Origin of the sequence: Cellvibrio sp. OA-2007 (assembly GCF_000953825.1) — a bacterium.
Taxonomy (GTDB): Bacteria; Pseudomonadota; Gammaproteobacteria; order Pseudomonadales; family Cellvibrionaceae; genus Cellvibrio.
This window is the reverse complement of sequence record NZ_BBUL01000020.1, coordinates 170,300-191,773: the sequence shown is the minus strand read 5'-3', so window position 1 is coordinate 191,773 and position 21,474 is coordinate 170,300. Positions and strand designations below refer to the sequence as shown.

Genomic DNA, 21,474 nt, shown 5'->3' with positions numbered 1-21,474 from the left:
TTCCGGGACTTATTGCGTTTTTATCTCTACTGGATCAAGCACAAAACAACAGTGTTTATAAATCAAGTTGTCAGCGAACGCAGCAAGTTTTTCATATCCTCGCGGATATCTGCGGTCTCTTCCTGTAATTCCTTAATTTTGCGGCAAGCGTGCAGCACCGTAGTGTGGTCGCGGCCGCCAAATGCTTCACCAATTTCCGGCAGACTGTGATTGGTCAATTCTTTGGCCAAGGCCATAGCCACCTGGCGCGGGCGCGCCACTGAACGACTGCGACGCTTGGAAATCATGTCGTTCATTTTGATTTTGTAATATTCACAGACTACCCGCTGGATATTATCAATACCGACCTGTTTATCCTGCAGCGCCAACAAGTCTTTTAAGGCTTCACGCACCAGTTCGACATCGATGGGCCGACCGGTAAAATTAGCGCTGGCGATTACCCGCTTCAAAGCGCCTTCAAGGTCGCGCACGTTAGCGCGAATACGCTGGGCGATAAAAAATGCGGCGTCGTGTGGTAAATCGATATTCACCTGCTCCGCCTTTTTCATCAAAATCGCCACCCGCGTTTCCAGCTCTGGCGGCTCCACTGCTACCGTTAAGCCCCAGCCAAAACGGGATTTCAACCGCTCTTCTAAGCCATTGATTTCTTTAGGAAAACGGTCACAGGTCAGGATAATTTGGCGGCCGCCTTCCAGCAGTGAATTAAAGGTGTGAAAAAACTCTTCTTGCGAGCGCTCTTTACCGGCAAAAAATTGAATATCGTCGATAAGCAACGCATCCATCGACCGGTAATAGCGTTTGAAATCATTGATTGCGTTCAACTGCAGCGCTTTTACCATATCTGCCACAAACCGCTCGGAGTGCAGATAGACAACTTTGGCATTGGGGTTGCGTGCCACCATGGCATTGCCCACCGCCTGCATCAAGTGGGTTTTACCCAAACCTACCCCACCGTAGATAAAGAGGGGGTTATAAGCGCCACCCGGATTTTCCGCTACCTGACGCGCTGCAGCCAGACCTAATTGGTTCGACTTACCTTCCACAAAAGTAGCGAAGGTCGATGAGACATTTAAATAATTACTGTGTTTGAGGCCACCCTCCACTTCCAACTCGGGCGTTACACGAGTGCTATCAAAACTGCTGCTTTCTACAATAATATCCCGTGATTTAGCATCATATTCGACGATTTTAGCTGGTTTATTAGCTCTATTAGGAGAATTTATATAGCCATCACTAGCCTGTTCAGGCTCTGTATTTTTACTGCCAAACGCCAGATTATCCTCGCGCACATGCTGTTCTGGCTGGGCTGAACTTCCCTCTGCAGCAGCAGGCTCATATTTTGGCGCAAATTGTTTGGGTGCTATTGATTGGGAGTTGACTGATGCCGCTTGAAAACCAGTTGCCGGGCGCGGTGCAACCCCCACAGCCACTTGCAGACTATTATCTTGATGATAGTGACTGGCCAGCTCGCGGATGCGATTGAGAAACTTTTCTGCCACCCAATCGCAAATAAACCGGTTCGGCGCCAACAAACGCAATTCCTGAGGTGAGGCTGACTCATCGATTTGCAATGGCCGAATCCAGGTATTGAACTGCTGCGAAGGCAATTCATCCTGCAAACTGGCGGCACATAATTTCCAAATCGATTGCAGCAAAACCAAAACTCCCGAAACGCAGATTGCGATTATTGTTTATTGATGTATTGATAAACAGAAATAAAAACCAAAACCTGCCGCTGTTAATCGACTCTAACAAGAATAACCAACACAGGTTTATGCAGGGGGAGCCAAGTCTACTCTCGCCCCCCAGAGTTATCCACAACAAAAACCAAATTTAATTTAATGGACTAAAACTTAGCCATTAAGATTCAATTAGTTACGCTATGGTGAGGAGCTTAACTGAGCACCTTAAAAACCGATAAACATAAGGAATAAAACGCTAAATCTGTGGATAACACTGTTGATAACATCTTAATTAACTGGGGGAAAGCTGGTAGAAGATGTGTGCAGTCAAATTTCCCCGGTTTTGTAGATTATTTGCTCAAATAAATTTGCTTTAGGCGGCCGCATTCTTTAGAATCCCGCCTCTTTTCGCACGCCGTGTGAATTAACTCAGGATTTTTAACAGGTTTATCATGAAAAGAACATTCCAACCCAGCAATCTGAAACGCGTTCGCAACCACGGTTTCCGTGCTCGTATGGCTACTAAAGGTGGTCGTTTGGTATTGGCTCGTCGTCGCGCCAAAGGCCGTGCCGAGTTGACTCGCGTTTAATTGATCTCGATTCTTGGTTCACTAGCAGTTTGTTGAAATTTGTTATTGGCAAACGTGAGACGAAAGTAGTCGATAACGGTCATTCCTAGACTATTTTTAGCGCACATATGCCAGCCAAAATAGAATTTCAACAGTCTGCTAGTTCGAATCAACCCCAGAGCGATTCCCGCTTTGGTCCAGGTTCTAACACCGCATCCTTCCGTTTTACCAAATCCCTGCGTTTACTTTGTGCCGCTGATTTCAAACCTGTGTTTGATAATGCGCCGTTTCGCGCCTCGCACCAGTATTTTTTAATCCTCGCCCGCCTCAACCAGCAAACACAACCACGCTTGGGTTTGGTGATGGCCAAAAAACACATGAAACTGGCCGTTGAACGCAACCGCATGAAACGCTTGATCCGCGAGAGTTTCCGTCTGCAGCAACAAGAATTAGCCGGGCTGGATATTGTGGTCTTATCGCGCAAAGGCATGGATAGTTTGTCCAGCAGCGAGTTTACCCAGCAATTAAATCAACAATGGCAGCGAATTTTCAAAAAAGTGCGCCATCATCGGTTAACATCGCAGGCGCAAACTCAAGGGGTGGAATCAAAGGCGGATACAGATGCTAAAGCGACTGATCAATAGCGCGCATTCCGGCTTGATCTGGCTGGCAGTGAAATTGCTGCACGGCTATCGCTACTTATTGAGCCCCTGGATCGGCAACCAATGCCGCTTCTATCCCAGCTGCTCACATTATTCGGAAGAGGCAATTGTGCGGCACGGATTTTTTATAGGGTCTTATCTAACCCTGCGGCGCTTATTAAAATGCCACCCTTGGCATGAAGGCGGCTTGGATCCGGTACCGGAATTGAAAAAAAGTTGTTGTTCTTCTATTCATTCACACACTACTGATGGCAGTCATTAAGATGGATTGGCAAAAAAACCTATTAATTGCAGCAATTCTCGCTACCTTGTTGATGTTAGTTATTCGCTGGCATGAATTTCAGGAAAAACTTCCCACATCAACTACGGTGGCTACACAAACAGCGCCAACCAATAATGGGGCTATTCCAGCGACAACCTCTGTTGCTAACAGCGAAATTCCCGTCGCGGCCAACAGTTTGTCGGAAGCGGAAAAAACAACTATCGCTTCAAACCAGTTGATTTCGGTAAAAACTGACAGTTTTGATCTCACTATCAATCCTTTGGGTGGCGATATAGTGCAATTGGCACTGCCGCGTCATTTCCTCAAGTTAAATACACCAGATCAACCCTTTGTTCTGCTCGATAACCGCGACCACCACACTTATCTCGCACAAAGCGGGTTAATCGGCGCCAATGGCACAGATACCACCCAAGGTCGCCCTTTATTTAGCAGCGAAAAAACGACTTACACTCTCGCAGAAAGTGAAAACCAATTAGTAGTTGATCTGACTATGGCACAGGGTGATGTCAAAATTACCAAGCGTTTCACCTTTACCCGCGGCGATTACCTGATCAATATCGAATACCTGATCGATAACCAAAGTGCTAATAATTGGTCTGCTCAACTCTATGGCCAAATCAAACGCGATAGCCAAAACTTCGTCAAAGTCAGCGCCTTGGAAATGAACCCGTTCCTGGGTGCAGCGATTACTACACCAGATGACAAATACAAAAAAATCACCTTTGCTCATCTGGCCGAAAAAGAGGAAAAAATTGGTGTGCAGGGCGGTTGGGTCGCGATGGTGCAACATTACTTTATCAGCGCCTGGATTCCAGATGCAGACAGTCAGAACACCTATCACTTGCGCAAGTTAGGCGACAATGACCTGTATTTGCTGGGTTTTACCGGCAAAGTTAATGAAGTCGCTGCCGGTACCCAAGGCACTATTTCGGCCAGTTTTTACGCCGGTCCAAAAGATACCGAGCGCTTGGAACAGATCTCTCCCTACCTCGACCTGACCGTAGACTACGGCTGGCTCTGGTGGGTGGCTAAACCACTGTTTTGGGTGCTGAAATTTATCCACAATCTGGTGGGCAACTGGGGCTTGGCGATTATCGGCCTGACCCTCTGCGTAAAACTGCTGTTCTTCAAATTGTCAGCAACTAGCTATAAATCCATGGCGAAAATGCGTAAGTTAGCGCCGAAGATGGCTGAGTTGAAAGAGCGTTTGGGCGATGATCGCCAAAAGCTCTCACAAGAAATGATGAAGATGTACAAAACTGAAAAGGTGAATCCGTTTGGTGGTTGTTTACCGCTGCTGATCCAAATGCCGGTATTCCTCGCACTTTATTATGTATTGATGGAATCGGTGGAACTGCGCCATTCACCTTTCTTTGGCTGGATTATGGATCTGTCGGTAAAAGACCCCTACTTTGTATTGCCGGTCATCTACGGTATTACTATGTTTTTTATGCAGAAGTTAAACCCGCAACCGACTGACCCAATGCAGGCGCGCATTATGCAAATGCTGCCCTTGGTCTTCACCTTTATGTTCCTCTGGTTCCCCGCCGGTCTGGTACTTTACTGGGTTACCAACAACAGCTTGTCGATTTTGCAGCAGTACATTATTACCAAACAAATCGACGCCGAACCTGCCGCTAAATAAGTTACGACTATGATCATTACCGACACCATCGCCGCCATCGCCACCGCCACTGGCCGCGGTGGGGTCGGCATAGTCCGCGTCTCTGGTGCCAAAGCCAGACTTGTGGCTGAAAGTCTTCTTTCTATTAATCTCCAACCGCGCCACGCCCATTATTGCGATTTCAACAATCGCGCTGGTGAGGTGCTGGATCAGGGTATCGCCCTGTTCTTTCCCGGCCCCAATTCCTTTACCGGTGAAGATGTCCTTGAACTGCAAGGCCATGGCGGCCCGGTTATTCTCGATCTACTCCTGCGCGAAATTACCCAGTTGGGGATTCGCCTCGCCCGCCCGGGTGAGTTTTCTGAGCGCGCCTTTCTCAATGACAAACTCGATCTCACCCAAGCCGAAGCCATTGCCGATTTAATCGATGCCACCAGCGAACAAGCGGCGCGCAATGCCCTGCACTCGCTGCAAGGTGCCTTTTCCAAGCGCATCCATGAACTGGTAGAAGCACTGATCCATTTGCGTATTTATGTTGAAGCCTCCATCGACTTCCCTGAAGAGGAGATCGATTTTCTCAGCGACGGCAAGGTAGCGCGGGACTTGGATGGCATCACCAGCAAATTGCAGCAAGTATTTAAAGAAGCGCGTCAGGGTGTGTTGATGCGCGACGGTATGCGAGTTGTTATCGCCGGCCGCCCGAATGCGGGAAAATCCAGTCTGCTCAATGCCTTAAGTGGGCGCGAATCCGCCATCGTCACCAGTATTGAAGGCACCACGCGCGATGTATTGCGTGAACATATTCATATCGATGGCATGCCACTACACATTATCGATACCGCCGGATTACGTGAGAGCCCGGATGAAGTTGAGCAAATCGGCATCCAACGCGCCTGGCAAGAAATCCAACAAGCAGACCGCGTATTGCTCTTGGTTGATAGTCGCCAAAACCAACTCACCGATCCTCGTCAAATATGGCCAGAATTTGTTGATAAGCAGGATGATGCCAGCAAAATCACCCTGGTACGCAACAAGATTGATTTAAGTGGCGAAGCGGCAGGATTGTTTCAATCAAATTCAGATGATCTATATATAGGTATCAGTGCCGCAACCGGTGCCGGTATCGACGACTTAAAACACCATCTCAAAACCATCATGGGTTTTAGCGAAAGCGGAGAAAGCGGTTTTACTGCCCGCCGCCGCCATCTGGATGCACTTGAGCGCGCCCAAACCTTTCTCGCTTCAGGCAAAGCCCAGCTGCAAGGTTATGCCGCCGGTGAATTGCTCGCCGAAGACCTGCGCCACGCACAGAATGCGCTGAGCGAAATTACCGGTGAATTTACCCCGGACGACTTGCTAGGCCGTATCTTTAGCAGTTTTTGTATCGGCAAATAATCGGCTTAACACGTCGTCGCACTCCACATATATCCCATTTATGTGAGTTTTCACCAAAAATTTGCACCATTGTGTGTCTATACTGTTTATAAATTAAACAGTATAGACACAGCCAATGAGCATCCCGCCACAGATCAATTCCAGCAAACCCCACGCAGAACCTCTGGTCGCTATTCAATTGCTATCGGCGTGCCGGATTTTGGTTATCAATGGCAAAGGTGGATCAGGCAAAACCACTGTTAGCACCAATCTCGCCGCATGGTTACAACAACGCGGTGAAACAACCGTATTAGTCGATGCCGATCCACAGGGTTCCGCCAGTTATTGGCTCAGTTCGCGCGCGCCCGAGTTGCCTAATATTTTTGGCGTGAAAATCGAACTCAATAGCCGGATAACCCGCAGCTTCCAATGGCGCGCCCCTAAATCAACCCGCTGGCTGATTACCGATGCCGCCCCCGGCCTGACAGGCCCGGCATTGGACGATCTCATCCAGAACCACGATCTGATCATAGTGCCGGTGCTGCCCTCCGATATAGATATCCGCGCGAGTGCCCGTTTTATCGGTGAACTCTTGCTGACCCGCTCTATGCGTCGCCAACGTCGCCCCATTGCGGTAGTAGCCAATCGCGTAAAACAGCAAACCACCGCTTGGGAACGATTACAAAAATTTTTACTGAGCCTGAATATTCCTTTTCCCGCCAGGTTGCGCGATACCCAACACTATGTGCGCGCTTATAGCGAAGGTCGCGGCATTGCCGATTACCCCCAACAGAGCCATGAACGGGACCGCAACGATTGGGAATTACTCTTATGTTGGTTGGATGCACAAGCTTCGCCCAGCCAATGGTTGGATGATCCTGCAGCTGAAGATGTGGATTCAGATGCTACAAACGCCTCTTAATCACCAAGATTATTGCGTTGCTATTTCCCTTCCTTAAATACCCTCTATTTTACAAACCTTCCACTAAAAAGAACCTTAATACAGACTTATCTCCAATGTTTTCCACACAGTTACACAGGTTATCCACAGTTAAATCGAGTTTTATGCTGTAAATAACTGTTTTAACAAGAATTTTTATTATTAACCTATGCTGATGTGCACAATCCTGTGGGTCTTAGTGACAAAAGCTGGGCAGGCTTTTGGGGATAAGTCAGCTTTTACCAACTCCGTGTATAACAAAGGCTTTTATATCCAGCTTCCCAGCAGCTTTAGCCCAGCTTGCGCGATGCTTTTGCAATGCCTTATCCTTATATTAACTTATTGAAAAACCTATATTTTTTTGGCTTATCCACAGAGATATCGCTCTATATATATAACAACATCTTTTAAATACCTAAATAACAACACATATATTCATTACTTAAAATATTTTCCTTTGTTGTAACGCGAATACTTTTTTTGGATAAATATTTAGTTTTCAGAGAGATGGAATCCGAAATCAATTCTGAGACCCGCCGTGAACCCATCCCTTCGCGCTCCCGGCGCTTCAGGAAACTTCCCACATCCCTGTGGGTCGTCCATGGGGGCTTATCTTCGACATCCATGTCTCAGACAGTCTCAGAATCAATTTCGGATTCCATTGGCCAGAAAGTCTTAGGTGCTCAGAGCATAAAAAATATACTGATTAATCCCTGTACAAGTTTTGTGCAAATCGTTGACAAGCCCTATAATGTCGCCCCTTTTGTCTCCAGCCTGTTCAAGGTATTTGTATGCAGCCCTGCTGCAAGGTAGTAAGCGATGATTTTCCCGGATCGTTTTGATGTGATTGTGATCGGCGGCGGCCATGCCGGTACCGAGGCCTGTTTGGCTGCGGCGCGTATGGGCTGCAAGACCTTATTACTCTCCCACAACATTGAAACCCTTGGCCAAATGTCTTGTAATCCCGCAATTGGCGGGATTGGCAAAAGCCATCTGGTAAAAGAAATCGATGCCATGGGTGGTGCTATGGCACTGGCAACCGATAAAAGCGGAATTCAATTTCGGGTGCTGAATGCGCGCAAAGGTCCAGCGGTGCGTGCAACTCGCGCGCAGGCCGACCGGATTCTCTACAAAGCGGCGATTCGTGAAACGCTGGAAAATCAGGAAAATTTGTGGATTTTCCAACAAGCCGCTGACGACTTGATTGTGGAAAATGATCAAGTGCGCGGTGTGGTCACTCAAATGGGCCTGAAATTTATGGCCAACCAAGTGGTGTTGACTGCCGGTACTTTCCTCGGTGGTCTTATCCACATAGGTATGCAAAATTATTCCGGCGGTCGCGCCGGTGATCCACCGTCGATCGCTTTATCAAAACGTTTGCGTGAATTACCGCTGCGGGTTGATCGCTTAAAAACCGGAACGCCGCCGCGTATTGATGCGCGCACGGTGAATTTTGATGTGCTGGAAAAACAATACGGCGATGATCCGCGTCCGGTGATGTCGGTGATGGGCAATCGCGCTATGCAGCCGCAACAAATTTGTTGTTACATCACCCACACCAATGAAAAAACCCACGATGTGATTCGCCGCAATCTGGATCGTTCACCGATGTACTCGGGTGTGATCGAAGGAATTGGTCCGCGCTACTGTCCGTCGATCGAAGATAAAATTCACCGCTTCGCGGATAAAGATTCACATCAGGTATTTATCGAGCCGGAAGGTTTGACTACCCACGAGCTTTATCCCAACGGAATTTCTACTAGCCTTCCATTTGATGTGCAGTTGGAAATCGTGCGCTCAATGAAAGGTTTTGAAAACGCTCACATCCTTCGCCCTGGTTATGCGATTGAGTACGATTATTTTAATCCACAAGATTTGCAACACAGCTTGGAAACCAAAGTAATTGGCGGCTTATTTTTTGCCGGTCAAATCAACGGCACTACTGGTTACGAAGAAGCGGGTGCGCAAGGTATGCTCGCCGGAATTAATGCGGCGCTGCGCGCGCAAGAAAAACCGGCTTGGTGCCCAACTCGCGATCAAGCTTATGTGGGCGTACTGGTAGATGATTTAATTACGCTTGGCACTAAAGAACCCTACCGCATGTTTACCAGCCGCGCGGAATACCGTTTGTTATTGCGCGAAGACAATGCCGATTTGCGTTTAACTGAGCAAGCGCGCGAATTTGGTTTGATTGGTGAAGCGCAGTGGCAAGTGTTCTGCGATAAACGCGAACAAATTGCCTTGGAAAAAGAGCGCTTGCGCTCCACCTGGATTCAAGCCGGTTCTACTGAAGCGGAAAAAGTGGAAGCGATTATCCAAACCAAACTGACCCGCGAATACAGTTTGATGGATTTGTTGCGTCGCCCGGAATTATCTTACGGCGATATCGCATCACTCAAAGGTGAACCCATTGCTAATGAAGCGGCTGCTGAACAAGTTGAGATAGAAGCAAAATATTCCGGCTATATCGAGCGGCAACAAGAAGATGTAGATCGTTTGCGTGCGTATGAAAATACGATTATTCCGGATGACTTTGACTATTCGGTTGTGGATGGTTTATCCAACGAGGTCAAACAAAAATTGACCGCTGCGCGGCCACAAACCTTGGCACGCGCCTCGCGCATTTCTGGAATTACCCCAGCGGCAATATCCTTGGTGTTGGTTTATTTGAAAAAACGTGGTGTGTTAAAACGTTTGCAGGAAGATGCACCTGAACAGCAGGCATCGTAATTTTGAAAAATCGATGGGTATCGCTTAGGCTCCACTCATCCTACAAAAAACACATACCGAATTTATTGACGAGTGACGAGTGACGAGTGACTGATTTAAACACTGAATTACGCAATCAATTAGTACGCGGCGCCACTGAAATGTCGGTGGTATTAAGCGAGAGCCAAATTGAAAACTTATTGGCCTATGTGCGCGAATTCGAAAAATGGAATAAAGCCTATAATCTTTCTGCGGTGCGCGATATTCGCCAAATGGTGGCGCGTCACCTGCTAGATAGTTTAAGTGTGGTGCCTTGGTTTACCGGCAATAAAAATTTTTCCGCTACGCGGGTAATTGATGTCGGCACCGGTGGTGGTTTACCCGGAATTCCATTAGCGATTATGTTTCCAGAAAAACAATTTACCCTGCTCGATAGCAACGGTAAAAAAACGCGGTTTTTATTTCACGTTAAAACCTTGCTGGGTTTAACTAACATAAGTGTTGAAAACCGTCGGGTTGAAGAGTTTCAACCTGAGCAAAAATTTGATGCGGTTATCAGCCGGGCATTTGCCAGTTTGCAAGATATGACGGAAGGTTGTGCACACATGTTGGCCGCCGGAGGTATTTTTCTCGCGATGAAAGGCTTGTTCCCGCAAGATGAACTTGCACCTATCGCCGATAAAGTTGCACTGCTTGAAACTGTAAAACTGTTGGTTGCAGAGACAGAGGGCGAGCGCCACCTGTTAGTTTTGCAGCCGAAACAATAAAAATTTTCAACCACTGGGTGGTTATAGGATTTTCACTTGACCAAGATATACGCTATTGCCAATCAAAAAGGTGGCGTTGGTAAAACCACCACCTGTGTGAATTTAGCTGCTTCATTGGTAGCAACCAAAAAGCGTGTCTTGTTGGTGGATCTTGATCCGCAAGGTAATGCCACTATGGGCAGTGGTGTTAACAAAAATGAAATTGAAAATTCAATTTACGATGTGCTTACCGAACGCGAGTCCATTCACGATTGTTTAGTATTATCAGAAAGCGGCAAATACCAGGTACTACCGGCAAACGGCGACTTAACCGCAGCGGAAGTTGAAATGCTGGCGCTGGATAACAAAGAGCGCCGTTTACAAAATGCACTCAACCAGGTGCGCGACCAATTTGACTATATTCTTATTGACTGCCCACCGTCGCTTAACATGCTCACCTTGAATGCACTGGCCGCGTGCGACGGCGTCATCATTGCAATGCAATGTGAATACTATGCGCTAGAAGGTTTATCGGCGTTGGTCGGCACCATTAATCAAATTCAAAAAGTATTAAATCCCACTTTAAAAATCGAGGGTTTGTTGCGCACTATGTATGATCCGCGCAACAGCTTGACCAACGATGTATCGGCGCAGTTGCAACAGCATTTTGGCGATCGTTTGTATCGCACTTGTATTCCGCGTAATGTGCGGCTGGCGGAAGCGCCCAGTTTTGGTATGCCAGTATTGGCGTTTGATCGTCAGTCCAAAGGTGCAATTGCCTATCTTGCACTGGCCGGTGAAATTTTGCGCCGCAATGAAACAAGCAATAAACCCGCTGCTGCTTCAACAGAAACTCTTTAACAAAAAATTATATAAGGCTGATTCAGATGTCGACAAAACGCAAAGGATTAGGAAAAGGCTTGGATGCACTCTTGAGTGCTGGTCTGGGTGTCACTGCACCTGCGCCCGAAATGCCGATTAATCCTGCGGAAGTAGATAACAAACTCGATTATCGTGATGGCAAGCTCGCGCATTTACCAGTTGAATTAATTCAGCGCGGAAAATACCAACCGCGCCGTGATATGCACACTGAAGCGCTGGAAGAATTAGCCGAATCGATTAAAGCCCAAGGTGTGATGCAGCCAATTGTGGTGCGTCCGATTGGCGAAGGCCGCTATGAAATTATCGCCGGTGAACGCCGCTGGCGCGCCACCCAAATTGCCGGGCTGGATAAAATCCCTGCGGTAATTCGCGATGTGCCTGACGAGGCAGCAATTGCAATGGCGTTGATTGAAAACATTCAGCGCGAAAACTTAAATCCAATTGAAGAAGCAGTTGCACTCAAACGTTTACAAGACGAATTTGAGTTGACCCACGCCGAAGTGGCGCAGGCGGTTGGAAAATCGCGCACCACTATCACTAACTTGCTGCGCCTGATTGCGCTGAGTGACGAAGTAAAGACCCTGCTGGAGCATGGCGATCTGGAAATGGGTCATGCGCGGGCACTGCTGACCCTTGATGCGGAAACCCAATGTGCGATTGCGCGGCAAATTGTCGCCAAGGGTTTATCGGTACGTCAGACGGAAGCCTTGGTGCGTTTGCATCAGGAAGGGCGTAACAGCGAAAAAGTAAAACCCGATGTTGTTGTTTCTGCCGATATCCGTCGTTTACAAGATCAGCTTTCAGATACTTTAGGTGCCGGAGTTGAAATCCAACACGGCGCCAAAGGCAAGGGCAAGCTTGTGATTAGTTATAACTCCTTGGACGAACTTGATGGCATTCTGGGCCATATCAAATAAATTTTTTATTTAATCCATTTCATCGGCACCGATTGCAAAAGTGCCGTTCCCCTATATCTAGTTGTAGATTTCATATTTAAACACTAATTACAGTGATCGATAGATCGGCGACTAAATTTACAACAAATTTACTAGTCAGTTTTTGTCTTTAGTGTTAATGCGACGGTTGCTGCTGGGGGGCTTAATCTCTATAATGCGCCACGTTTGGGCGTCTGAAGCATAAGTTTGTTACCAATGGTAATAAGTAATTCTTTGTGACAGAATGCCGCCGCAAAAAAAGAGGGCGGAATCCGGAATGTCGCGTTATCTCAAAGGGCGTGGCTTTGCTCTCCGAACAGTGGCAGCTCAATTGCTGGCAACCTTGGCGTTCAGCGTCTTGGCTCTTGCGATCGATCAGCAGATCGCAATCTCATTGTTTGCAGGTGGAATTATTTGTGTGGCAGCTAATTTGTGGCTGGCACTAGTGGCGTTTCGTCCCCCATTGGGCGCGCCTCCCCAAAAACTGCTGGCGGCTTTTTACGCTGGTGAGTTGGGAAAGTTTGTTATCACGGCCTTGTTATTTTTGTTGGCGTTTAAGCAGATTGCGTTGTTTCAACACGCCACTTACGCAGCAACTATGATCCTGGCTTATGTGGTGGTTCAGGCAATTGCCTGGCTATATCCGCTAGTCCGCAGCCCCGCTGGGCGCCGCTAGCGTGAACCGATTTCAACTTTGGTCATTTGGAACTTAACGATGTCATCCGCTGAACACGCAGAAGCTCTAACATCTTCAGAATATATTAAACACCACCTTACCAACCTCACCTATGGCAAATTGCCAGACGGTACTTGGGGTTTTGCGCATAATGGCGATGAAGCTGCACAAATGGGCTTTTGGGCTGTTAACGTAGATACCATGGGTTGGTCTTTGTTTTTAGGTGCACTGTTTTTCTTCATTTTCCGCAGCGTTGCTAAAAAAGTAACTAGCGATGTACCTACCGGTGCACAAAACGTCGTTGAGTTTGCTATTGAGTTTGTTGATAGCAATGTTAAGGGTATGTTTCCCTACAAAAATAAAATGATTGGGCCTATGGCGCTAACAATTTTTGTGTGGGTATTCTTCATGAATGCGATGGACCTCATCGCTATTGATCTTCTGCCGGAAATAGCTAAATTAATTGGCGTATCTTTAGGTGCTGATCCTCATGCAGTTTTCTTCAAGGTAGTTCCTTCAACTGACCCTAATATTACTTTGGGAATGGCCGCTTGCGTTTTTATCCTCATCCTGTGGTACAGCATTACGCAAAAAGGTGTTGTCGGATTCCTTAAAGAATTTACGTTGCACCCATTCAGCAGCAGTAATCCAATTATTCAAACCTTATTTATTCCAGTAAACCTTGTTCTTGAGTTGCCAGGTCTGTTTGCCAAACCTGTATCACTTGGATTGCGTCTATTCGGCAACCTCTACGCGGGTGAAATTATTTTTATCCTGATTGCGATTTTGTACGGTGCTGGAATTTTGTTTGCGGGTGTTGCTGGTTTGATCCAGATAGTGTGGGCACTATTCCACATATTGATCATTTACCTGCAAGCGTTAATTTTTATGGTGTTGACCATTGTTTATATGAGTTTGTCTTACCAAACCGATGAGCAGCATTAAGGTTTTTAGTTTGTTTTTTTAAGTTTTGTTTTTTGTTTTTTAATTTATCAACTTAGTAGGAGAAAATACTGTGACTGAAGCTCAAGCTTTGATTTATTTGGCAGGTGCACTGGTAATTGGTTTAGGTGCTGTAGGTGCTGCAATTGGCGTAGGTATTCTTGGTGGTAAGTTTTTGGAAGGCGGTGCTCGTCAACCAGAATTGATTCCAATGTTGCGTACTCAGTTCTTCGTTGTTATGGGTCTGGTAGACGCGGTTCCAATGATTGGTGTTGGTATCGGCATGTATATCCTGTTTGCTACAGGCGCCTAATTTTAAGTAGTCGCGTTAGCGATTAATCCCTCTAACAAAGGCATCTAAACGTGAACCTGAACGCAACTTTTATTGGTCAGATGGTGGCATTTGTCATCTTTATTTATCTGACACATCGTTTTGTATGGCCACCCATTGTTGCGGCAATGGCTGAGCGTACCAAGCGTATCGCCGACGGTCTCCAGGCTGCAGATAAAGCTGAAAAAGATCTCGAATTGGCTAAACAGAAAGTGGTTGAGCAGCTGACTTCTGCTAAGAAAGAAGCGGCGACCATTATTGATCAAGCGAACAAGCGCGCTATCGAAATTGTTGAAGAAGCAAAAGAGAAAGCCCGTTTGGAAGGTGATCGTCTGAAAGCCTCTGCGCAAGCGGAAATTGAACAGGCTACCAGCCGAGCGCGCGAAGAATTGCGCAGCAAAGTGGTAACTCTGGCATTAGCTGGTGCAGAAAAGATTCTCGAATCTTCTATCGATCAAAATGCTCACAACGAGTTGGTAAATAAACTCGCTGCCGAGCTCTAAGAGAGGTAGTTATGGCTGAACTGACCACCTTGGCTAGACCTTATGCCAAAGCAGCATTTGAATTCGCCTTGGCTGCAAACAAATTGCAGTCTTGGTTTGAAGCTCTGGAAGTTTCAGCCGCGGTAGCAGAACAAGATCAGGTGAAAAAAGCCTTGGGCGTATCTGGTTTGTCTGCTGCGCAGAAAGCTTCCATCTTTGTACAAGTTTGTGGTGAAGCGATGGATGAAAATCAACAGAATTTCATCCACACCCTTGCAAGCAATAAACGTCTGGCGCTGCTTCCGTTTGTGAAAGAGCTGTTCGCCAGAATGAAAGCCCAGCAAGAAAAAACCATCGATGTTGAGGTAACCGCAGCTTATGAGTTGCCGGTTGACTTGATAAACAAATTGGCTCAAGCACTGAGCGCCAAATTGGATCGTAACGTTAGTGTTCAAGGCTCGGTTGATAAGAGCCTGCTAGGTGGTGCAATTATCCACACTGGCGACATGGTAATTGACGGTTCAGTACGTGGTCGCTTGGCGAAGCTCGCCGAAGCAATGAAATCCTAATCTTAGGGTCGAGGAACAGAGCATGCAGCAACTGAATCCTTCTGAAATCAGTGAAATCATCAAGCAGCGTATTGCTGGTCTTGAGTTTTCAACAGAAGCACAAAACGAAGGTACTGTCGTTTCAGTAACTGACGGTATTATTCGTATTCACGGTCTCGCCGATGTTATGTACGGTGAGATGATTGAATTTGAAGGCGGCATCTACGGTATGGCACTGAACCTGGAGCGCGACTCCGTTGGTGCTGTAATTCTGGGTGATTACCGCGGTGTGGCCGAAGGCCAAAAATGTAAGTGCACTGGCCGTATTCTGGAAGTACCTGTTGGTCCAGAAGTATTGGGTCGTGTACTGGATGCCTTGGGTAATCCAATCGATGGTAAGGGTCCACTGAATACCAAAATGACCGATGCGATTGAAAAAATTGCACCTGGCGTAATTTGGCGTAAGTCGGTAGATCAACCAGTACAAATTGGTTTGAAAGCTATCGATGCAATGGTACCTATTGGCCGCGGCCAGCGTGAGCTGATCATCGGCGACCGTCAAATCGGTAAAACTGCTATTGCTGTTGATGCGATCATCAACCAAAAAGGCTCTGGCATTAAATGTATTTATGTAGCGATCGGTCAAAAAGCCTCTTCTGTTGCAAGCGTTGTACGCAAGTTGGAAGAACACGGCGCGATGGAGCACACCGTAGTTATTGCAGCGACTGCTTCTGACCCGGCTGCTATGCAATTTCTCGCGGCTTTCACCGGTTGTACTATGGGTGAATATTTCCGCGATCGCGGCCAAGACGCATTGATCATTTATGATGATTTGACTAAACAAGCTTGGGCTTACCGTCAGATTTCATTGTTGTTGCGTCGTCCACCAGGCCGTGAAGCCTATCCTGGCGATGTATTCTATCTCCACTCCCGTTTGCTTGAGCGTGCTTCTCGCGTAAGCGAAGCTTATGTTGAGCAATTCACCAAAGGTGAAGTGAAAGGCAAAACCGGTTCTTTGACCGCGTTACCTATCATTGAAACCCAAGCGGGTGACGTTTCTGCATTCGTTCCAACTAACGTTATTTCGATTACCGATGGACAGATCTTCCTTGAGTCGTCCATGTTCAACTCGGGTGTTCGCCCTGCGATGAACGCCGGTATTTCGGTATCGCGTGTAGGTGGTGCAGCTCAAACTAAAGTAGTTAAAAAGCTCTCTGGTGGTATCCGTACCGCATTGGCCCAATACCGTGAATTGGCTGCGTTCTCGCAGTTCGCTTCTGATTTGGACGAAGCGACCAAAGCGCAATTGGAGCACGGTCAACGTGTTACCGAACTGATGAAGCAAAAACAATTTGCACCATTCAGTGTTGCCCAAATGGCATTGGTCTTGTTCGCTGCTAACGAAGGTCATTTGAAAGATATCGCCGTTAACAAAGTACTGGATTTTGAAGCTGCCCTGCTCTCTTTCGCAAAATCTGAAATCGCTGACACTATGGCTCACATAGATGCAACCGGTGATTGGAATGGCGAATTGGAAGGCAAGTTCAAAGAACTGATCACCAAGCTGAAGGCAAGCCGCACCTGGTAATTTGGTGGTCGTATAAGCCGATGTATGATCGGCTTATACGACCTCAAGCGTCTTAGGCCGTTAACCTGAGTTCGAGAGTATGGCAAGCACTAAAGAAATTCGGACGCAAATTTCGAGCGTCAAAAGCACGCAGAAAATTACCAGCGCGATGGAAATGGTCGCAGCAAGTAAAATGCGTCGTGCGCAAGACCGTATGCAATTGGGCAAACCTTACGCCAATCGCATTCGTGAGGTAGTCGGGCATCTGGCAAATTCCAGCCCCGAATACAAACACCGTTTTATGAAAGAGCGCGAAGTAAAGCGCGTTGGTTATGTTCTGGTGTCCAGTGATCGCGGTCTCTGCGGTGGTTTAAACACTAACTTGTTTAAAGCTGCAATTAGAGACATGAAATCCTGGAACGACAAGGGCATCGCCATTGATCTGTGTTTGGTGGGTGCAAAAGCGGCCCAGTTTTTCAGAAGTTTTGGTGGCAATGTTGTTGCTTCCACGCGCGATATCGGCGAAGCCCCTGCGGTTGCTGATTTGATCGGCAGTGTGAAAGTTATGCTCGATGCTTTTGAAGAAGGCAAGATCGATAAGCTGTTTATGGTGAGTAATGATTTTGTTAACACCATGACGCAAACGCCGAAAGTTCGCCAATTGTTGCCTCTGGTGGCTGAAGAAAATTCCAAGTTGAAACATCATTGGGATTATATCTACGAACCAGATGCCGAGTTCCTGTTGAAAGGGTTGTTGACTCGTTTTATTGAATCGCAAGTCTATCAAGCGGTAGTTGAAAACGCGGCCTGTGAGCAAGCAGCGCGGATGATTGCAATGAAAAGCGCAACCGACAACGCCGGCGAATTAATTGATAGTTTGAAACTGATTTACAACAAAGCGCGTCAGTCAGCCATTACGCAAGAGCTGTCGGAAATCGTAGGTGGTGCTGCAGCGGTATCTTAATACCCTGTTCACCCAGCGCGCAGCAAGCCAAACTGTTTTTGTGTTTAATCTTTCAGCCCCTTGAGTTTTATTAAAAGGGATCTGAGATTTCTGGAACAAAGAGGAACCGGAAATGAGTAGCGGACGTATCGTTCAGATTATCGGCGCCGTTATCGATGTGGAATTCCCACGCGATGCAGTGCCTAAAGTTTATGATGCTTTGGTAATTACCGACGGCAACCTGACGCTTGAAGTTCAACAGCAATTAGGTGACGGCGTTGTGCGCACTATTGCTCTGGGCTCATCCGAAGGTTTGCGTCGCGGCTTGGTCGTGACCAACACTAACGAACCTATCAAAGTACCCGTAGGTAAAGAAACACTCGGTCGTATTATGGATGTTTTAGGTAATCCAATCGACGAGTGTGGCCCTATCGGCGAACAAGAGCGTATGCAGATTCACCGTGCAGCGCCTAAATATGAAGAGCTGTCAGCGTCAGACGATTTGCTCGAAACCGGTATCAAAGTAATCGACTTGGTTTGCCCCTTTGCTAAAGGCGGTAAAGTAGGTTTGTTCGGTGGTGCGGGTGTAGGTAAAACCGTAAACATGATGGAACTCATCAACAACATCGCAAAAGAGCACAGTGGTCTGTCTGTATTTGCCGGTGTAGGTGAGCGTACCCGTGAAGGGAACGACTTCTACCACGAAATGAAAGACTCTAACGTTGTCGATAAAGTGGCAATGGTTTACGGTCAGATGAACGAGCCGCCGGGCAACCGTTTGCGCGTAGCCTTGACTGGTTTGACCATGGCGGAGAAATTCCGTGACGAAGGTAAAGACGTACTCTTCTTCGTTGACAACATTTACCGTTACACCTTGGCCGGTACTGAAGTATCAGCTTTGTTGGGCCGTATGCCTTCAGCGGTAGGTTATCAGCCAACCTTGGCGGAAGAGATGGGCGTTCTGCAGGAGCGTATTACCTCTACCAAAATTGGTTCGATCACTTCTGTTCAAGCGGTATACGTACCAGCGGATGACTTGACCGACCCATCGCCAGCAACCACCTTTGCGCACTTGGACTCAACTGTAGTACTGAGCCGTGATATTGCTGCAAAAGGTATTTACCCGGCGATTGATCCACTGGATTCAACTTCACGTCAGTTGGACCCAATAATCATTGGTAACGATCACTACGAAGTAGCGCGCGGTGTGCAAACCGTATTGCAACGCTACAAAGAGTTGAAAGATATCATCGCGATTTTGGGTATGGATGAACTGTCTGAAGAAGACAAACAAACTGTATCACGCGCACGTAAAATCGAACGCTTCTTGTCACAGCCTTTCCACGTTGCAGAAGTATTTACTGGTTCGCCAGGTAAGTACGTTCCTCTGAAAGAAACCATTCGTGGTTTCAAAGGTTTGTTAGCCGGTGATTACGATCACTTGCCAGAACAAGCTTTCTACATGGTAGGTACTATCGACGAAGCAGTCGAAAAAGCTGCCAAACTCAAGTAATCGCCAACCCCTGTGTTAAACCGCAGGGGTTGTCTGTTGTTCTGTTCGGGAACAGCGTTATTTCAGTGAAGAGACACAAGTATGGCCATGACTATTCAATGCGATATCGTCAGTGCTGAGCGTGAAATTTTCTCCGGCTTGGTGGAGATGGTAATTACCACCGGTAGTCTGGGTGAAGTAGGTATTGCCTATGGTCACGCACCTTTACTGACGGGTATCAAACCAGGCCCTGTGCGTCTTATCAAACAAGGTGGAAGCGAGGAAATCTTTTTTGTTTCCGGTGGCTACCTTGAGGTTCAGCCTTATCACATCACTGTATTGGCAGACACTGCTTTACGTGCGGATGATATGGATGAAGCTGCGGCATTAGAAGCACAGCAATTGGCACAACAACAATTGGCTGAACAATCCAATGAGATTGATTTCCAGCGCGCTGCGGCGCAATTGGCTGAAGCTGCTGCCCAATTGCGTACCTTGCAAGCAATCAAGAAAAAAGCGGGCAAGTAAGCGTTTATTGTTGAACTCTAAAAAAGGCGACTTTCGAGTCGCCTTTTTTATTGGTCAATTTTTCGGATCTTGGCTCCTTGTCATTTCAATCGTAAAACAACGGGTTAAAATACGCCAAGCGTAAAAATAACAAGTTGTACACTACTCATCGAAACTCCAAAGGACTTAATCATGCTCGACATCCTCGTTCTCGCTGCCGGTAAAGGCACACGTATGCGTTCCGATCTACCTAAAGTGTTACATCCAATTGGTGGTAAAGCGCTGGTACAACATGTAGTCGATACCGCACGCAATGTGGGTGGTGAGCAGATTCTAATTATCGTTGGCCATGGTGCTGAAAAAGTTGAGCAGCGTATGGCGGCGCCCGACGTGAAGTTTGTGTTGCAAGCGCAGCAACTTGGTACTGGCCACGCAGTGCAACAAGCCCTACCGCAATTGCGAAATGACGCCACGGTATTAATTCTTTACGGCGATGTTCCCCTGACTCGCGCGGAAACCCTGCAAAAATTAATCGGCGGGGTGAACGATCAGCAAATGGGTTTACTCACCGTTAATATGCAAGATCCCACCGGCTACGGTCGCATAGTGCGCGATGATTCTGGCGCGGTCGTCGCCATTGTTGAACACAAAGATGCGAGTGATGAGCAGAAAAAAATCACTGAAATTAATACCGGCATCATGGCGGTTAAAGCAGTGCACTTACAAAAATGGTTGCCACATTTAAGTAACCAGAATGCGCAAGGTGAATATTATCTCACTGATATTATCGCCATGGCCAAGGCCGATGGTATCGCCATTCATGTAGAACAACCCGATGCTGTTGAAGAAGTTGAAGGGATTAACAATCGCCAACAACAAGCGGCACTGGAACGCTTTTATCAAAAACAAAAAGCCAATGAGTTGATGGTAGCGGGTGTTACTTTACTCGATCCAACACGCCTTGATATTCGCGGCAACTTAACTGCTGGTCGCGATGTAGTGATTGATATCAACTGTGTGATTGAAGGTGATGTTGTATTGGGCGATGGGGTTGTCATTGAACCTAACTGCGTGATTATCAACAGCAAAATTGGCAACAATACGCACATCAAAGCCTTTAGCCATATTGAAGATTCAGTGCTCGCCGAGCATTGTGATATTGGCCCCTACGCGCGCTTGCGCCCTGGCACCAACCTCGCGGACGAGGTGAAAATCGGCAACTTCGTTGAAACGAAAAAAGCGGTGATCGCTAAAGGCAGCAAGGTAAATCACTTGAGTTATATCGGCGATGCAACCATCGGTAGCAAAGTAAATGTTGGTGCAGGCACTATTACCTGTAACTATGACGGTGTGAATAAATTCAAAACTGAAATTGGCGATAACGCGTTTATAGGTTCCAATTCCGCACTGGTTGCGCCAGTCAAAATTGGCGCCGGTAGCACTGTGGGTGCCGGTTCGATTATCACCAAAGACGTTGAAGCAGCAGAATTGGCAATAGCACGCAGCAAGCAGCGCAATATTCAGGGTTGGGAGCGGCCGGTTAAAAAATAAAGTGGTTTACAAGTAACGAGGCCTGGCGC

21 protein-coding genes are annotated in these 21,474 nt (G+C 47.1%); 20 read left to right on the top strand and 1 reads right to left on the bottom strand.

Annotated elements, in window-relative coordinates; genetic code table 11:
• Nucleotides 1–62: 62 nt before the first annotated feature.
• Nucleotides 63–1,655: a chromosomal replication initiator protein DnaA gene (gene dnaA, locus AWU77_RS01085; RefSeq protein WP_062057923.1), complete on the bottom strand. Its 1,593-nt coding sequence runs from the start codon at nucleotides 1,653–1,655 to the stop codon at nucleotides 63–65.
• 479 nt (nucleotides 1,656–2,134) lie between these two features.
• Here dnaA and rpmH point away from each other — a divergent pair, with 479 nt between their 5' ends.
• The 20 genes from rpmH (at nucleotide 2,135) to glmU (ending at nucleotide 21,445) form a co-directional block, all read left to right on the top strand.
• A complete protein-coding gene (rpmH, locus tag AWU77_RS19985; RefSeq protein WP_084617888.1) occupies nucleotides 2,135–2,272 on the top strand; it encodes a 50S ribosomal protein L34 in 138 nt (45 codons plus the stop codon).
• A gap of 107 nt (nucleotides 2,273–2,379) precedes the next feature.
• Nucleotides 2,380–2,895: a ribonuclease P protein component gene (gene rnpA / locus AWU77_RS01080; RefSeq protein WP_062057919.1), complete on the top strand. Its 516-nt coding sequence runs from the start codon at nucleotides 2,380–2,382 to the stop codon at nucleotides 2,893–2,895.
• Nucleotides 2,873–3,175, top strand: a complete 303-nt coding sequence (gene yidD, locus AWU77_RS01075; RefSeq protein WP_062057915.1) for a membrane protein insertion efficiency factor YidD — start codon at nucleotides 2,873–2,875, stop codon at nucleotides 3,173–3,175. Before rnpA ends, yidD begins: the two co-directional genes overlap by 23 nt.
• A 1-nt stretch (nucleotide 3,176) precedes the next feature.
• Nucleotides 3,177–4,841, top strand: coding sequence for a membrane protein insertase YidC (yidC, locus tag AWU77_RS01070; protein WP_062057912.1), 1,665 nt, complete (start codon nucleotides 3,177–3,179; stop codon nucleotides 4,839–4,841).
• Between the two features lie 9 nt (nucleotides 4,842–4,850).
• Nucleotides 4,851–6,215 carry a tRNA uridine-5-carboxymethylaminomethyl(34) synthesis GTPase MnmE gene (gene mnmE / locus AWU77_RS01065; RefSeq protein ID WP_062057909.1) on the top strand — a complete coding sequence of 455 codons (1,365 nt, stop codon included), beginning with the start codon at nucleotides 4,851–4,853 and terminating at the stop codon, nucleotides 6,213–6,215.
• 115 nt (nucleotides 6,216–6,330) lie between these two features.
• Nucleotides 6,331–7,116, top strand: a complete 786-nt coding sequence (locus AWU77_RS01060) for a ParA family protein (protein ID WP_062057906.1) — start codon at nucleotides 6,331–6,333, stop codon at nucleotides 7,114–7,116.
• An 837-nt stretch (nucleotides 7,117–7,953) separates the two neighbouring features.
• Nucleotides 7,954–9,864 carry a tRNA uridine-5-carboxymethylaminomethyl(34) synthesis enzyme MnmG gene (mnmG, locus tag AWU77_RS01055; RefSeq protein WP_062057903.1) on the top strand — a complete coding sequence of 637 codons (1,911 nt, stop codon included), beginning with the start codon at nucleotides 7,954–7,956 and terminating at the stop codon, nucleotides 9,862–9,864.
• Between the two features lie 86 nt (nucleotides 9,865–9,950).
• The gene (rsmG, locus tag AWU77_RS01050; RefSeq protein ID WP_062057900.1) at nucleotides 9,951–10,610 is read left to right on the top strand and encodes a 16S rRNA (guanine(527)-N(7))-methyltransferase RsmG; all 660 of its coding nucleotides are present in this window, start codon (nucleotides 9,951–9,953) and stop codon (nucleotides 10,608–10,610) included.
• A gap of 36 nt (nucleotides 10,611–10,646) precedes the next feature.
• Nucleotides 10,647–11,450, top strand: coding sequence for a ParA family protein (locus AWU77_RS01045; RefSeq protein WP_062057897.1), 804 nt, complete (start codon nucleotides 10,647–10,649; stop codon nucleotides 11,448–11,450).
• 26 nt (nucleotides 11,451–11,476) lie between these two features.
• Complete coding sequence (locus AWU77_RS01040; RefSeq protein ID WP_062057895.1) at nucleotides 11,477–12,388, top strand: ParB/RepB/Spo0J family partition protein; 912 nt, start codon at nucleotides 11,477–11,479, stop codon at nucleotides 12,386–12,388.
• Between the two features lie 262 nt (nucleotides 12,389–12,650).
• Nucleotides 12,651–13,082 carry an ATP synthase subunit I gene (locus AWU77_RS01035; protein ID WP_062057892.1) on the top strand — a complete coding sequence of 144 codons (432 nt, stop codon included), beginning with the start codon at nucleotides 12,651–12,653 and terminating at the stop codon, nucleotides 13,080–13,082.
• Between the two features lie 39 nt (nucleotides 13,083–13,121).
• Nucleotides 13,122–14,027 (top strand): F0F1 ATP synthase subunit A, encoded by a 906-nt coding sequence (gene atpB / locus AWU77_RS01030; protein ID WP_062057890.1) that lies wholly within the window; start codon nucleotides 13,122–13,124, stop codon nucleotides 14,025–14,027.
• 70 nt (nucleotides 14,028–14,097) lie between these two features.
• Entirely contained in the window at nucleotides 14,098–14,337 is a 240-nt protein-coding gene (gene atpE, locus AWU77_RS01025) for a F0F1 ATP synthase subunit C (RefSeq protein ID WP_039916140.1), read from the top strand.
• Between the two features lie 50 nt (nucleotides 14,338–14,387).
• Nucleotides 14,388–14,858, top strand: coding sequence for a F0F1 ATP synthase subunit B (locus tag AWU77_RS01020; RefSeq protein WP_062057887.1), 471 nt, complete (start codon nucleotides 14,388–14,390; stop codon nucleotides 14,856–14,858).
• Nucleotides 14,859–14,869: 11 nt separating this feature from the next.
• The gene (locus tag AWU77_RS01015; RefSeq protein ID WP_062057884.1) at nucleotides 14,870–15,406 is read left to right on the top strand and encodes a F0F1 ATP synthase subunit delta; all 537 of its coding nucleotides are present in this window, start codon (nucleotides 14,870–14,872) and stop codon (nucleotides 15,404–15,406) included.
• A 22-nt stretch (nucleotides 15,407–15,428) separates the two neighbouring features.
• Nucleotides 15,429–16,973 carry a F0F1 ATP synthase subunit alpha gene (gene atpA, locus AWU77_RS01010; protein ID WP_062057881.1) on the top strand — a complete coding sequence of 515 codons (1,545 nt, stop codon included), beginning with the start codon at nucleotides 15,429–15,431 and terminating at the stop codon, nucleotides 16,971–16,973.
• Between the two features lie 79 nt (nucleotides 16,974–17,052).
• Nucleotides 17,053–17,916 (top strand): F0F1 ATP synthase subunit gamma, encoded by an 864-nt coding sequence (gene atpG / locus AWU77_RS01005; protein ID WP_062057878.1) that lies wholly within the window; start codon nucleotides 17,053–17,055, stop codon nucleotides 17,914–17,916.
• Nucleotides 17,917–18,028: 112 nt separating this feature from the next.
• Nucleotides 18,029–19,408: a F0F1 ATP synthase subunit beta gene (gene atpD, locus AWU77_RS01000; RefSeq protein WP_062057875.1), complete on the top strand. Its 1,380-nt coding sequence runs from the start codon at nucleotides 18,029–18,031 to the stop codon at nucleotides 19,406–19,408.
• An 81-nt stretch (nucleotides 19,409–19,489) separates the two neighbouring features.
• Nucleotides 19,490–19,915 (top strand): F0F1 ATP synthase subunit epsilon, encoded by a 426-nt coding sequence (locus AWU77_RS00995; RefSeq protein WP_062057872.1) that lies wholly within the window; start codon nucleotides 19,490–19,492, stop codon nucleotides 19,913–19,915.
• Between the two features lie 171 nt (nucleotides 19,916–20,086).
• On the top strand, nucleotides 20,087–21,445 hold the full coding sequence (glmU, locus tag AWU77_RS00990) for a bifunctional UDP-N-acetylglucosamine diphosphorylase/glucosamine-1-phosphate N-acetyltransferase GlmU (protein ID WP_062057869.1): 1,359 nt from the start codon (nucleotides 20,087–20,089) through the stop codon (nucleotides 21,443–21,445).
• Nucleotides 21,446–21,474 lie beyond the last annotated feature (29 nt).

What these genes read in the sequence shown, in the direction of transcription:
- rpmH (WP_084617888.1), top strand. Translation starts at nt 2,135, where the DNA reads ATGAAAAGAACATTCCAACCCAGCAATCTGAAACGCGTTCGCAACCAC.
- rnpA (WP_062057919.1), top strand. Translation starts at nt 2,380, where the DNA reads ATGCCAGCCAAAATAGAATTTCAACAGTCTGCTAGTTCGAATCAACCC.
- yidD (WP_062057915.1), top strand. Translation starts at nt 2,873, where the DNA reads ATGCTAAAGCGACTGATCAATAGCGCGCATTCCGGCTTGATCTGGCTG.
- yidC (WP_062057912.1), top strand. Translation starts at nt 3,177, where the DNA reads ATGGATTGGCAAAAAAACCTATTAATTGCAGCAATTCTCGCTACCTTG.
- mnmE (WP_062057909.1), top strand. Translation starts at nt 4,851, where the DNA reads ATGATCATTACCGACACCATCGCCGCCATCGCCACCGCCACTGGCCGC.
- AWU77_RS01060 (WP_062057906.1), top strand. Translation starts at nt 6,331, where the DNA reads ATGAGCATCCCGCCACAGATCAATTCCAGCAAACCCCACGCAGAACCT.
- mnmG (WP_062057903.1), top strand. Translation starts at nt 7,954, where the DNA reads ATGATTTTCCCGGATCGTTTTGATGTGATTGTGATCGGCGGCGGCCAT.
- AWU77_RS01040 (WP_062057895.1), top strand. Translation starts at nt 11,477, where the DNA reads ATGTCGACAAAACGCAAAGGATTAGGAAAAGGCTTGGATGCACTCTTG.
- AWU77_RS01035 (WP_062057892.1), top strand. Translation starts at nt 12,651, where the DNA reads ATGCCGCCGCAAAAAAAGAGGGCGGAATCCGGAATGTCGCGTTATCTC.
- atpB (WP_062057890.1), top strand. Translation starts at nt 13,122, where the DNA reads ATGTCATCCGCTGAACACGCAGAAGCTCTAACATCTTCAGAATATATT.
- AWU77_RS01015 (WP_062057884.1), top strand. Translation starts at nt 14,870, where the DNA reads ATGGCTGAACTGACCACCTTGGCTAGACCTTATGCCAAAGCAGCATTT.
- atpA (WP_062057881.1), top strand. Translation starts at nt 15,429, where the DNA reads ATGCAGCAACTGAATCCTTCTGAAATCAGTGAAATCATCAAGCAGCGT.
- atpG (WP_062057878.1), top strand. Translation starts at nt 17,053, where the DNA reads ATGGCAAGCACTAAAGAAATTCGGACGCAAATTTCGAGCGTCAAAAGC.
- atpD (WP_062057875.1), top strand. Translation starts at nt 18,029, where the DNA reads ATGAGTAGCGGACGTATCGTTCAGATTATCGGCGCCGTTATCGATGTG.
- AWU77_RS00995 (WP_062057872.1), top strand. Translation starts at nt 19,490, where the DNA reads ATGGCCATGACTATTCAATGCGATATCGTCAGTGCTGAGCGTGAAATT.
- glmU (WP_062057869.1), top strand. Translation starts at nt 20,087, where the DNA reads ATGCTCGACATCCTCGTTCTCGCTGCCGGTAAAGGCACACGTATGCGT.